This window comes from Sphingobacterium corticibacterium (genome assembly GCF_004208525.1).
Lineage (GTDB): Bacteria > Bacteroidota > Bacteroidia > Sphingobacteriales > Sphingobacteriaceae > Sphingobacterium > Sphingobacterium corticibacterium.
The window spans coordinates 155334-168322 of record NZ_SGIT01000001.1; the positions used below are offsets into that span (position 1 = coordinate 155334).

Genomic DNA, 12989 nt, shown 5'->3' on the forward strand with positions numbered 1-12989 from the left:
ATACATAACCTTCCCGGAAACTAAGTTGGGAAGAAATACGTTACTATATTACAAAACTAGTGCTACAGCATTTATTATGACATCAATAAAAAACGAATTAGTAGGAACTTGGAGACTTTTATCCTATATTGAAGTTCCCATAGAAGGAGATGATTCACTCTTTCCTATGGGAAAGAATCCGTATGGAATACTTATGTACTCACCCGATGGTTATATGGCCGTGCAAGTCTCCAAAGATGAACGACTGCTTTATAAGAGTAACGACAAAATGATGGCCTCACAGGAAGAGATGGTCTCTTCCTTGCAGGGATATATTGCCTTTTGTGGAAAATACAAAGTGGATAATCGAAATGCGGTTGTCACCTATTGCATTGAAAGTTCATTATTTCCAAATTGGAGAGACCAAATGCAACATCGGAAAATAGATTTCGAAGGCGATGTGCTTTACCTCAAATCTACGGAACCCATTCTCTCTAACGGTATCTATGTAAACTCATATATGACTTGGCAGCGTATGGATCGTTCAGCAGATGAGGTTGTGGACAAACACTTACTCCGGGAGATAAGTCTAATAAAAAATTAATTACACAACATAAAAAAAGAGCGTTTTAAACGCTCTTTTTTTATGTTGTGTATGAGACAATATATTTATTACTGTAGTGCATCAATTTTAGCTTGTGTTTCGGCTGATTTCTCCTCATCTTCTAGGAAACTATAATAACCTCTTAAGCTTCGTAATGCGTCAACATCGTTTGGATCTAACGAAATCACTTTTTCGAGATAAGGTAAAGCTTCTTTAATCTGCTCTTTAAGTGCAGTTACTTTTGCCGTGTAATCGGTATTGGACAACGTTTTATCGTCATTAAGCGCATTCAATTGACTTCCTACTTGATTGATAATCGTTGCGGAAAGGTTTTTATTAGCTTCTAAATAATCGGGATCTATTTCTACAGCCTTTTTGTATGCTTCGATAGCCTTTTCGTTGTTATTTGAGGTGGAATAAGCGATACCTAAATAGTAATGTAACGTTTTGTTGTTTGCGTCTTTTACAATTTGATTTTCGATTTCGCTGATTATTTTATCCTCGTTGCCCGTGATAAGGTTCAACTCTATATTTTGAACAGCGGCATTGTTGTCTTCCGGGTATTCTGCCGCGGCTATGGCAGCATATTCCAAGGCTTTAGTAGTATCCTTAGCGGATAGATATAGCTTCGGTAAGTCTATCACGACGGAATTATGTTGCGAAAATTCTTTTCGCGGAATTAATTCCTCAAAGTTTTTAATGGCGTTTGGATAATCCTGATTTTGGATAGCAGCTTGGGCAGAGTAGAAAAGTAATGTTGTATCTCCCGGACGATAATGCAATGCTCGTTCGAACGAGGTATAAGCTGTTTTAAAATCTTGACTGTTAAATGCATCGGCACCTTGGTCAAAATTATACTCGCCTAGAATCTGGCCTGCAGCAGTAATATTTTCTTTGTTCTTCTCATCAGTATCCAATTCTGTTGCTTTCTGAATACCTTCTTCTGCTGTTTTTGCTGCTTCTGCTGATTTTTCAGCGGTAGCCAGATTCGCATACACCAACGCATAAATAGTCCAAGTTTCGGGATCTTCTTTTGTTTTGTCATGTGTAATTGCTGCATCAATAGCTTCTTTAGCACTTTCCAAATCTTTTTTACCGAGTTGGGCTAATTGCTCCGAAGCGATATCGCTTCCCTTAAACTCTTGAAATTTCTGCAATCCTGCTTTGGCTTTTCTCAAATTGCCACTTTGAGCGAAAGCAGTAGTTCCTGCCACCACTAATAGCGAAAATAATATTGCTTTTTTAAAATTCATATCTAATTATTTGATAGTTGATTTAATAACAATTTTACGCGATCTAATTGTGCGAGATCTCCTGATCTTTCATAATATAAAGAAAGAGACTTTAACGCATTAACGTCATAAGGACGAATTTCGTTTGCTTTTAACAATAAATTTTGTGCCTGATACTGCGCTTCTACATTATCACTGTCCTGCAGGAAATTGTTAAGAAAAATGAGACCTAAAGCGAGATTTGCTTCATAGTTATTTGGCTCAAGTTGCAATACCTTCCCGTAGTATCTTTTTGCAATTTCGATATTTCCTACGGATTCGTTTGCATACCCTGCCAAATAATTTAGTTCAATATTTTCTGGTTCGTGGGCTACAGCCTCGTCAATAATCGGAGCGATTGCCTTGTATTCGTTTCGTTGTGCAAAGAGTTGAACCAAGTTCATCAACACCTGTTTATTTTCCGGAAACTTCGTGCGGGCATTGTGTAATGTGTTCAATACGGCTTGACTATCGCCGTTTCTTTTATGTACTTCTGCAAGCTCCAAATAATATTCAACAGGTGCATCGCCTCTTTTTAATAAATTATTGTAGTAAGCTGTTGCTGCGGCGTATTGTTCGGTTTGTGCGGCCAAAAGAGCAAGATTATATGTTACATCATAATTTTGAATGTTGAGGTCTCTCACTTTTAGATAGCTCTCGTAAGCACCTGCATAGTCTTCTTTCTCCAATGCTTTTTTAGCTTTGTAAATATGTGATGCAGCTAGATTTTGCTTGATGTAATTAAATTCAGAAGAATAATTTTCCCAATCGCGCTTTCTTATTTTGTTTACCGATTCATAGGTAATATCAATCGGATCACTAGGATTTTTTATGCTACGTGTAGAATCTGCATATGCCATAGCGCTATATATCATAGCACGGAGGACATTCACACGTGCACTATTTGAATCGCGACGGTTTTTGTACGTTTCGTCGATGAATTTTTTTGCACTCTCAAGATTCTTTAAATCACCGGACTGTGTATAGCGCGCAAAACTATTGCTACTTTCTTTATAGTTGGATTGCGCGAAAGTTTGCGCTGAACCCAATAACAGCAAGCCCGAAATGATGGCGGGCAAGCATAATCCTAATTTATTCTTCGTTTTCTTCCGCATCTGTTGTGTCATTTGATACGCCATTTTCATCCATGTTTTCAACACCGTTTTCCAACTCCTCTTCTTCCTCACGTTCTACTTTGGTAATCGAGGCTATGGCATCGGTATCTTTCAATGTAATCAGCCGTACGCCTTGCGTTGCCCGTCCCATTACACGAAGAGTATCAACACCTATACGGATAACAATGCCAGATTTGTTGATGATCATCAAGTCATCTTCATCGGTTACTCCTTTAATGGCAACTAATTCTCCTGTTTTATCCGTAACATTGATAGTTTTTACCCCCTTACCTCCACGGTTGGTTACGCGGTAATCTTCAATATCAGTACGTTTGCCATAACCTTTTTCAGAAACAACAAGTACTGTTGTGTCCGAATTATCTACAGCAATCATGCCAACTACTTCGTCCACATCACTAGCCAATGTAATTCCTCGTACTCCTGTAGCTGTTCTCCCCATCGGTCGTACTGTAGACTCGTTGAAACGTATAGCACGTCCGGAGCGCAGTGCCATGACGATTTCGCTATTCCCGGTTGTTAAACATGCCTCCAGCAACTCATCGCCTTCGTTGATGTTAATCGCGTTTATACCATTTGCACGAGGTCTTGAATACGCCTCTAAAGACGTCTTCTTGATTGTGCCTTTTTTCGTACACATGATAATAAAGTTATTTTCGAGATACTCTTGGTCTTTGAGGTTAATCACCTTAATAAAAGCTCTGATCTTTTCTTCCTTCGGTACGTTGATGATATTCTGCAACGCCCGCCCACGGGAAGTACGGCTACCCTCCGGAATTTCAAAAGCACGTAGCCAAAAACAACGTCCGTGATCCGTGAACAATAACAGATAATTGTGTGCGGAGGCCGTGATAATGTGCTCTGTAAAATCCTCGTCTCGTGTTGTAGAGCCGATGGAGCCTTTACCACCGCGTCCCTGACGGCGATATTCTGTCAGTGGTGTGCGTTTTACATAGGAGTTGTGTGAAATGGTAATCACAATCTCTTCATCATCGATGAAGTCTTCCATACGCATGTCCTCAGCAGAGTGTACGATGACGGAACGTCTCTCATCACCATATTTTTCTTTTATCTCCAGAAGCTCTTTCTTGATTATTTCCATACGTAGGTCTTCATCTGCAAGTATGGATTTCAAATAATCAATTGTTTTCATGAGTTCTGCATATTCCTCTTTGATCTTATCACGCTCTAGTCCAGTCAAACGGCGAAGCGTCATATCCAGGATTGCACGTGCTTGGATGTCGGTTAAACCAAATCTACTCATCAAGCCTACACGTGCGTCTTCTGGTGTATCAGAGTTACGGATAAGTTTAATGACTTCATCAAGATGGTCAAGCGCAATGAGATATCCTTCTAATATATGTGCTCGTTTTTCCGCCTCTGCTAATTCAAATTTGGTACGCCGAATGACGACTTCATGTCTATGCTCCACAAATTCGTGGATCATGTCTTTCAAGTTCAACAACATCGGACGTCCTTTTACTAAGGCTATGTTGTTTACCGAAAAAGAGGTTTGTAAAGCCGTATATTTATATAAATTGTTTAATACAACATTTGCGTTGGCTTCCCGTTTGATTTCATATACAATTCGGAAGCCTTCTCTATCGGATTCATCCCGAATGGTAGCGATGCCCTCAATTTTTTTCTCATTGACGAGCTCCGCTGTCCGCTCAATCATATTCGCTTTATTAACCTGATAAGGTATCTCGGTTACGATAATGCATTCGCGTCCGTTTTTTAGCGTTTCGATTTCGGCTTTGGCACGCATGACGATACGGCCTCTACCGGTTTCACACGCATCCTTTACGCCATTATAGCCATATATTATACCACCTGTAGGAAAATCTGGTCCTTTGATATGTTGCATCAATTCTGCGACTTCGATATCGCGATTATCGATATAAGCAACGGTACCATTCACCACTTCAGTTAGGTTGTGCGGTGCCATATTTGTGGCCATACCCACCGCAATCCCGGAGGCTCCATTTACCAAAAGATTTGGAATACGGGTAGGTAATACCGTAGGCTCTTGTAAGGAATCGTCAAAGTTCAGTTGGAAGTCTACGGTGTCTTTATTGATGTCAGAAAGTATCTCCTCCGATAGTTTCTTCAGACGTGCTTCTGTATAACGCATGGCCGCAGGAGGATCGCCGTCAATAGATCCATAGTTACCTTGTCCATCTACCAACGGGTAACGCATGCTCCAATCTTGTGCCAGTCGAACCATGGCATCATATACTGAAGAGTCGCCGTGTGGGTGATATTTACCCAACACATCTCCAACGATACGAGCAGATTTTTTGTAAGGTTTGCCACTCGTTACACCTAGGTCTAACATCCCATATAGTACACGTCTGTGTACAGGTTTCAAACCGTCTCTTGCGTCAGGTAAGGCACGAGAAACGATGACCGACATAGAATAATCTATGTAGGCAGACTTCATTTGATCCTCGATATTGATTGGAATGATCCTGTCGTTTGCAGGTACTAGATTGTTTTCGTTTTCTGTTTCTTCAGCCATATTAAATGTGGTTTCAATAAAACTAAATGTGCCTCTAAAAAAAGATGCACACATCGCAGCGAAGTTACGATTTTTTTTAATAATCACCGTGCGTTTACGCGTCTAAAATATTGGTGACGGCATACGTTACTAAAATCATGCAAGAAATAAAACGTCTCCGTTAATTCGTTTGTTGTATGTCATTTTTTTATAAAACAAAAGAAATGTTTATTTATTTCTCAATAAAAGTTTCGGAAATATGAAGAAAATTAAAAAATGTACTATTTTTGCGATTCATTTATTCACATAAAATAAATTCATGATGAAACACAATTTTGGGGCAGGACCATGCATACTTCCAAAGGAAGTATTTCAAGAAGCTTCGCAAGCTGTAATTGATTTCAATAACACAGGGCTTTCCATTCTTGAAATATCGCACCGTTCCAAAGAATTTGAGCAAGTGATTCAAGAAGCAGAGGCTTTAGTACGCGAACTTATGGATGTTCCATCTGACTATTCCGTTTTGTTTTTACAAGGAGGAGCTAGTCAGCAGTTTGCTATGGTTCCGTTGAATCTTTTGCCCGAAGGGGGGAAAGCGGCATATTTGGATACAGGTGTTTGGGCGACAAAGGCTGCAAAAGAAGCATCTAAGGTAGGGCAGGTAGAGATTGTGGCTTCTTCATCCGATAAAAATTATACGTATATTCCTAAAGAGTTTTCGGTGCCTTCGGACGCTGCTTATTTCCATTACACATCAAATAACACCATATACGGTACCGAGGTATTTGAAAAACCTAATGTCAATTTGCCGACGGTGGTTGATATGTCATCGGATATATTGAGTCGTGTAATCAATGTTGCTGATTATGATTTGATATATGCTGGAGCACAAAAAAATATGGGACCAGCGGGTGTTACATTGGTTATTGTAAAGAATGATATTTTAGGGAAAGCAGGGCGCACGATACCGACAATATTGGATTATGAAGCACATGCAAAGGCGGGGTCACTTTACAATACACCTCCGGTATTCTCTATTTATGTATCGATGTTGAACTTACGATGGTTAAAGGAAAAAGGTGGTATATCAGTTATTGAACAGGAGAATATCATCAAAGCACGTACGTTATACGATGAGATTGAGCGGAATCCGTTTTTCAGCGGAACAGCCAATGAAGAAGATCGTTCTCGAATGAATGTGACATTTGTTATGGATACCCCAGAACAGGAAGCTGCTTTCTTGAAACTCGCGCAAGAACGTGGAATGGTGGGCATTAAAGGACACCGTTCGGTAGGCGGTTTCAGGGCATCGATTTACAATGCATTGGGAATTAGTTCCATCAATGCTCTGGTAGATGTGATGAAAGAATTTGAAGAATTAAGTAATAAATAATTTATTTAGATGAAGATATTAGCAAACGACGGTATTGATGCAGCGGGTAAGAAGCTGTTGGAAGATGCCGGATTTGAAGTAGATACTAATCATATTCCGCAAGAAGAACTTGCAGAAAAATTGCAGGCTTATGATGCCATTACGGTACGTAGTGCCACTAAAGTTCGTCAAGCATTGCTTGATGTGTGCCCGAATATTAAAGCTATTGGTCGTGGTGGAGTAGGGATGGATAATATCGATGTCGATTATGCACGCTCGAAAGGTATCGCTGTTATTAACACGCCAGCAGCATCATCCTTATCTGTAGGAGAGCTTGTATTTGCACACCTTTTAAATGGTGTGCGCTTTTTGTATGACGCCAACCGCAAGATGCCGGTAGAAGGAAACACGAACTTCGCCGGACTTAAAAAAGCTTATGCAAAAGGTGTGGAGTTGAGAGGGAAAACATTAGGCGTCGTTGGATTTGGAAGAATTGGCCGTGAAACAGCTAAGGTAGCACTCGGATTGGGAATGGACGTTATCTACACAGATTTATTTGACGGACCGACATCTTTACCGTTGACGTTTTCCGGTGGAGTTCAAGTCGATTTGCCGGTAAAACAAGTGACTTTCGAAGATGTGTTAAAGCAATCTGATTTCATTACTCTCCATGTTCCTTTCTTAGATAAACCTGCTATAGGAAAAGAAGAGTTTGCATTATTGAAAGACGGTGTAGGATTGGTAAATGCGGCTCGTGGTGGTGTAATAGATGAACTAGAGTTAGTTAATGCGCTTGATTCGGGTAAAGTATCTTTTGCTGCCTTAGATGTGTTTGACAATGAACCAACGCCTAGACAGGAGATTTTGAGTCATCCGCGGATTTCTTTGACGCCCCATATCGGAGCGGCAACAAACGAAGCACAGGAGCGAATCGGGATCGAATTGGCAACGCTGCTTATAGACGCCCTGAAGAAGTAATTCTTCCGCATAAATAATATATGCGGCACAAAAGCAATGGAAAGCATTTGTGCCGCTTTTTTGTGTAAAATAGGTACATTTATAGGTTTTTAGAGAGATCGCAATAGATACTATAATTATAAAAGATGAAAATTCTAAAATTTGGTGGCACATCGGTGGGGAGTGCCCAACGTATTAAAGGGTTGTTGGATATTGTAAACCCTACGGATCGCCAGATTGTTGTATTGTCGGCAGTAGCTGGTACAACAAATGCATTGGTCGAAATAGGTCATGCCTTTTTAGCGGGAAAGACAGAAGAGGCGTTAGATTTAATCGCGCAACATAAGACTAAGTACGAGGAATTAATAAAGGAACTTTTTGCTACGGAGCAAGGGCTTGAAAAAGGAAAGAACCTGATTGATTATCACTTTAATTACATTGCCTCTTTGGGTAATGAGATGTTTACGCCTATCGAGGAAAAAATCACTTTGGCACAGGGCGAACTGTTGTCCACCACCTTGTTCCATTTTCATTTGGAGGAAATCGGCGTCTCATCGGTATTGTTGCCGGCGTTGGATTTTATGAAAATAGATGAGGACAATGAGCCTATGGTGCCTTATATCGGAGAGAAACTTGCTGCTTTGTTGGCAAACTATCCTGATAATACCTTGTTTATTACACAAGGTTATATTTGCCGTAATTCGTTTGGTGAAATCGATAATTTGCGTCGTGGCGGGTCAGATTATACAGCGTCTCTTATCGGTGCTGCTATCCAGGCAGATGAAGTACAAATATGGACAGATATTGATGGTATGCACAATAACGATCCACGTGTAGTAAAAGGAACGCAACCAATCGCACATCTGAGTTTCGATGAGGCCGCCGAGTTAGCTTATTTTGGAGCGAAGATCTTACACCCGCAGAGTGTTTTCCCTGCGCAGCGGTACAATGTACCTGTGCGTTTGTTGAATACAATGGACCCGCAAGCCGCTGGTACTTTGATAAGCAAAGAGGGGGGGACTAATGGACAAATTAGAGCTATTGCTGCAAAAGATGGAATTACAGCCATTCATATCCATTCTTCCCGTATGTTACTAGCTTATGGTTTCTTGCGCAAGATATTTGAGATATTTGAACGTTATAAAACACCTATCGATATGATTACAACATCGGAGGTTGCTGTTTCATTGACGGTGGACGATACCCGAAATCTGGAAGATATTATCAAAGAAGTAGAAGATTTTGGTTCTGTACACGTAGATCATGATCAGACTATTGTTTGTGTAGTAGGTGATTTTAGTGCTAATACACATGGCTACGCGGCTAAGGTATTGGATGCGATTAAGCATCTTCCTTTGCGTATGATTTCTTATGGAGGATCGGATTATAACGTTTCTATTCTGTTGGATGCTAGTCATAAAACGGAAGCACTACGTTCCTTACATAACAGATTGTTTTAAGACGTAACGGGTTATTACAAGGGCGATATTTGCAGTCGTCCGTGGAAGAGGAAATAGGGGCAATTGCCAATCATTACAAAGACAAAAGATTATATGTTGTTTAATAATAGTCAGCTAGATAGGATCAAAGAATTAGAAACGCCATTCTACTACTACGACCTTAATTTATTGGACGAAACATTAGAGCAAGCGAAACGTGCGGCAGATAAACGGGGGTTTCATGTGCATTATGCGTTGAAAGCTAACTTTAACGACCGGGTACTATCTGTGATTCAATCCAAGGGATTCGGAGCCGATTGTGTAAGTGGAAACGAAGTACAAAAAGCAATTGATCTTGGTTTTGCTGCGGATAAAATTACATTTGCGGGTGTAGGTAAATCGGATAAAGAAATTATCTTGTCGTTGCGGCATGATATCTTTGCTTTTAACGTCGAATCGATTCAAGAGATGGAAGTCATCAACGAACTGGCGGGTAAGCTCGGTGTTATTGCCAAGGTGTCATTGCGGATTAATCCAAATGTTGATGCGAACACACATCATTATATCACCACAGGCCTTGATGAGAATAAGTTTGGAGTTCCGACTTCTGAATTGGAGCAAGCGGCTTCTGTTATCCGGGAGGCGAAATATGTAGAACTCGTGGGATTACACTTCCACGTTGGCTCCCAGATTACCGATATGAATGTCTTTAAGAGTCTATGTGTTAAAGTAAATGAGTGGAAAAACTGGTTTGAAGAGCGGGGAACACAAATCAAAGTCTTGAATGTTGGTGGTGGCTTAGGGGTAGATTATCAGCATCCGGACGAGAATCCGATTCCTGATTTTGAGACGTACTTTGATATATTTGATAGGTTTTTGGAACGAAATGCGCACCAAGAGGTTCATTTTGAATTAGGACGAGCATTGGTAGCGCAATCTGGATCACTTATTACCAAAGTTTTATACACCAAAAGTGGTGTGAAAAAACACTTTTTGGTGGTCGATGCCGGTATGACGGAACTGATGAGACCGGCTTTATATCAGGCATATCACAAGATAGAACGTATAGAAGCCGGTGAAGAGGTGGTTATCCCGTATGATGTTGTAGGGCCGATCTGCGAAAGCTCGGATTGTTTTGGTAAAGAAGTGCCATTGCCGAAATCAGAGCGGGGAGACTTGATTGCTATCCGAACAGCAGGCGCCTATGGTGAGGTGATGGCCTCGCGCTACAATTTGCGCGATGAGATCCGCTATGTGTATAGCGACGTATTAAATTTATCCCCCTCACTATGAATGGGTTTTTGTTTTTCTGAAAAAAAGAGATGAAGAATGTTTGCATTTTAAATCGAAATTCCTACTTTTGCATCACTTCAAACAACGAAGCTCTGCTTTAGAAAAACGAAGTAAGATTCCGTAGCTCAGCTGGTAGAGCAATACACTTTTAATGTATGGGTCCTGGGTTCGAATCCCAGCGGGATCACAAACAAAAGCAACTCAAAAAGGGTTGCTTTTTTTGTTATAGCTGGGATGAGGACAGAAGGGGAGGCAAACACCACTACCCAACAGTGAAGAATTGCTTATCAAAATTGAAACACACATTGAAAAGGGAGTGCCAGAGGTACAATGGGCAATTAATTTTACTGCAGCTCAAATCGGAATTTTTGAAGAGAAATATCGTTTGAGATGTATTTCTTAGGTCTGTTGTGGCGTAATCAAAAATACATATTGGGAAGTGCCGTCGGGTCTCGAATATATTTTAGTTTTGCGTTTAGCAAAAATCAATTGGCGTAATTAAAAGCACCTTTACGAAGTTGAATCCCATATTCCAGATAAGCTTTCATACAGTCGAGGAAGTTTCCCCAACCAAATGTGTTGTCGGTAAGCCATTTGATATTTTTCTCGTTTAGTTGTTTCTCGCCTTCGGTAACTTTTACGACCGTGCTTTTGTCAGGTTGTTCTTCCAATGTAATACGCACGACGGTTTCTTCGTCCCAAACAAATTCTATGAATTTGTTAGGTTGTACTTCCGTAACTTTCACCGGAAATTTACCTGGGAAATCTCCAAACTCCCATAAAAGTTCTTTACCTGTTTCCATACGACCTGTGCTTTCAGAAATAAAATACTTCGTCATTTTCTCAGGATTTACTATCGCTTCAAAAACTTCGTGTATCTGTTTTTGGATTTGTAGAGTAGCTTTCGCGGTAAGTTTCATAGCAAATTTTATTTAAATGCGGGGTTCTTCCATAAATTGGAATCCAACAAATGTAAAAAGGCTGTTGTAAACTCAAGTTGCCTTATGGCAAGAAAATATTTTCTTTTTTAAATCGCATTTTTTTGCTTCGCTAAATCCATAATCAACAAACATGGCCTTTCTTTCTTCGTAAGCAAATTCAGGTGATCTAGAACGAACAAGCACAAAAACTGGAAATTGAGACAAAACGTAAATAAATTGATACCGTGTTATTGGAAGACGTATCCATTTTAATTGTACCTTTAATATAAAATAAACCCAGTATGAAAAGAAGAACATTTTTACAAGCGCTCCAAGTAGGTGTCGCATCAGCTACGCTGTTCAATGGCAAAAGTCATGGAATGGATTTAACTTCACTGATAGATAGAACGTCGGCAGACAAGGAATTGGCCTACCATCGAATTCAGGAGATCAAGTTTTCAACAGTAAAGCTGAACTATCCGCGATTAGTCGGGAAAAATGCTCGTCTCGACCTCCATGGTTATGGTCCAACTGTCGAGATATGTTGCATAATAACAGACAAGGGTGCTATGGGATGGGCCTCATTACGTGGATCAAAACGCGATGCTGAAAAGATAGTAAACGAACTTGTTGGCAAAAAGGTATCGGAGATATTTGCAGCCCATATCGGCACGTTACAGGAAAGATATATTCCCTTCGATATGGCTCTTCATGATCTTGCAGGAATCATTTTACAAAAACCTGTATATGCGCTACTCGGAAAAGAAAAGCCCTTTATTACAGACTACTATAGTGGTATGATCTATTTTGATGATCTAGAGCCCGCCGAAAAACCTGCCGGGATCGATCGTATATTGGAAGAATGTCGCTATGACTATGGTGTAGGATACAGACAGTTTAAGTTGAAAATCGGGCGTGGTCATAAATGGATGCCTTTCGAGGAAGGTTTACGACGGGATATCGAAGTTACCAAGGCGGTGAATGAAGCTTTTCCTGATTGTGAAATCCTAGTAGACGGCAATAATGGATTTTCAGCTGATCAGTTTATTGCATATCTTAAGGGTATATCCGGAACTAAACTGTTTTGGATAGAAGAACCTTTTCACGAGACCGTTGCGGACTACCAGAAGCTACGCCATTATATACGAGAGGAGGGGATAGAAACATTGTTAGCGGATGGTGAGGCAGATCCTGATCAACAATTTTTAAAGGAGCTGATTCAGCAAAAACTATTGGATGTTCATCTAACAGACATTGAAGGACTTGGATTCACCAATTGGCGAAGATTGATGCCCGAGCTCCAAAAGTTAGGTGCACAGGCTTCACCGCATGCTTGGGGATCACTTCTCAAAACCAACTATACGGCACATTTGGCTGGTGGGTTAGGTAATACGGTTACCATCGAAGGGGTAACGAGCTCATCTGATGACGTGGATCTTTCCGGGTACACAATCCGAGACGGTAAATTAATCCCACCATCGACACCAGGTTTTGGTATGCCGTTGTTGAAGAAAATATAAC

The 12989-nt window shown here is 40.4% G+C and carries 10 protein-coding genes and 1 tRNA gene; 7 read left to right on the forward strand and 4 right to left on the reverse strand.

What is annotated here, in order from left to right; translation table 11 throughout:
- Positions 1 to 76: 76 nt before the first annotated feature.
- On the forward strand, positions 77 to 583 hold the full coding sequence (locus EWE74_RS00670; protein ID WP_130139621.1) for a lipocalin-like domain-containing protein: 507 nt from the start codon (positions 77 to 79) through the stop codon (positions 581 to 583).
- Positions 584 to 651: 68 nt separating this feature from the next.
- Here EWE74_RS00670 and EWE74_RS00675 read toward each other — a convergent pair whose 3' ends face one another.
- From EWE74_RS00675 to gyrA, 3 genes are read right to left on the reverse strand one after another with little or no spacing between them, the layout of a single operon-like run.
- Positions 652 to 1836 carry a tetratricopeptide repeat protein gene (locus tag EWE74_RS00675; RefSeq protein ID WP_130139622.1) on the reverse strand — a complete coding sequence of 395 codons (1185 nt, stop codon included), beginning with the start codon at positions 1834 to 1836 and terminating at the stop codon, positions 652 to 654.
- A 2-nt stretch (positions 1837 to 1838) separates the two neighbouring features.
- A complete protein-coding gene (locus EWE74_RS00680) occupies positions 1839 to 2993 on the reverse strand; it encodes a tetratricopeptide repeat protein (RefSeq protein WP_239018512.1) in 1155 nt (384 codons plus the stop codon).
- Entirely contained in the window at positions 2947 to 5508 is a 2562-nt protein-coding gene (gyrA, locus tag EWE74_RS00685) for a DNA gyrase subunit A (RefSeq protein WP_130139623.1), read from the reverse strand. The genes EWE74_RS00680 and gyrA overlap by 47 nt, the downstream gene beginning before the upstream one ends.
- Positions 5509 to 5809: 301 nt before the next feature.
- Here gyrA and serC point away from each other — a divergent pair, with 301 nt between their 5' ends.
- From serC to EWE74_RS00710, 5 genes are all read left to right on the forward strand, one after another.
- On the forward strand, positions 5810 to 6880 hold the full coding sequence (gene serC, locus EWE74_RS00690; protein ID WP_130141075.1) for a 3-phosphoserine/phosphohydroxythreonine transaminase: 1071 nt from the start codon (positions 5810 to 5812) through the stop codon (positions 6878 to 6880).
- A gap of 9 nt (positions 6881 to 6889) precedes the next feature.
- The gene (locus tag EWE74_RS00695; protein ID WP_130139624.1) at positions 6890 to 7837 is read left to right on the forward strand and encodes a D-2-hydroxyacid dehydrogenase; all 948 of its coding nucleotides are present in this window, start codon (positions 6890 to 6892) and stop codon (positions 7835 to 7837) included.
- A gap of 125 nt (positions 7838 to 7962) precedes the next feature.
- The gene (locus EWE74_RS00700) at positions 7963 to 9276 is read left to right on the forward strand and encodes an aspartate kinase (protein WP_130139625.1); all 1314 of its coding nucleotides are present in this window, start codon (positions 7963 to 7965) and stop codon (positions 9274 to 9276) included.
- 96 nt (positions 9277 to 9372) lie between these two features.
- Positions 9373 to 10548, forward strand: a complete 1176-nt coding sequence (lysA, locus tag EWE74_RS00705) for a diaminopimelate decarboxylase (protein ID WP_394343217.1) — start codon at positions 9373 to 9375, stop codon at positions 10546 to 10548.
- Between the two features lie 114 nt (positions 10549 to 10662).
- Positions 10663 to 10735 (forward strand) — tRNA-Lys (locus tag EWE74_RS00710).
- A 298-nt stretch (positions 10736 to 11033) separates the two neighbouring features.
- Here EWE74_RS00710 and EWE74_RS00715 read toward each other — a convergent pair.
- On the reverse strand, positions 11034 to 11468 hold the full coding sequence (locus EWE74_RS00715) for an SRPBCC domain-containing protein (protein ID WP_130139627.1): 435 nt from the start codon (positions 11466 to 11468) through the stop codon (positions 11034 to 11036).
- A 302-nt stretch (positions 11469 to 11770) separates the two neighbouring features.
- Here EWE74_RS00715 and EWE74_RS00720 point away from each other — a divergent pair, with 302 nt between their 5' ends.
- Positions 11771 to 12988, forward strand: coding sequence for an enolase C-terminal domain-like protein (locus tag EWE74_RS00720; RefSeq protein WP_130139628.1), 1218 nt, complete (start codon positions 11771 to 11773; stop codon positions 12986 to 12988).
- Position 12989 lies beyond the last annotated feature (1 nt).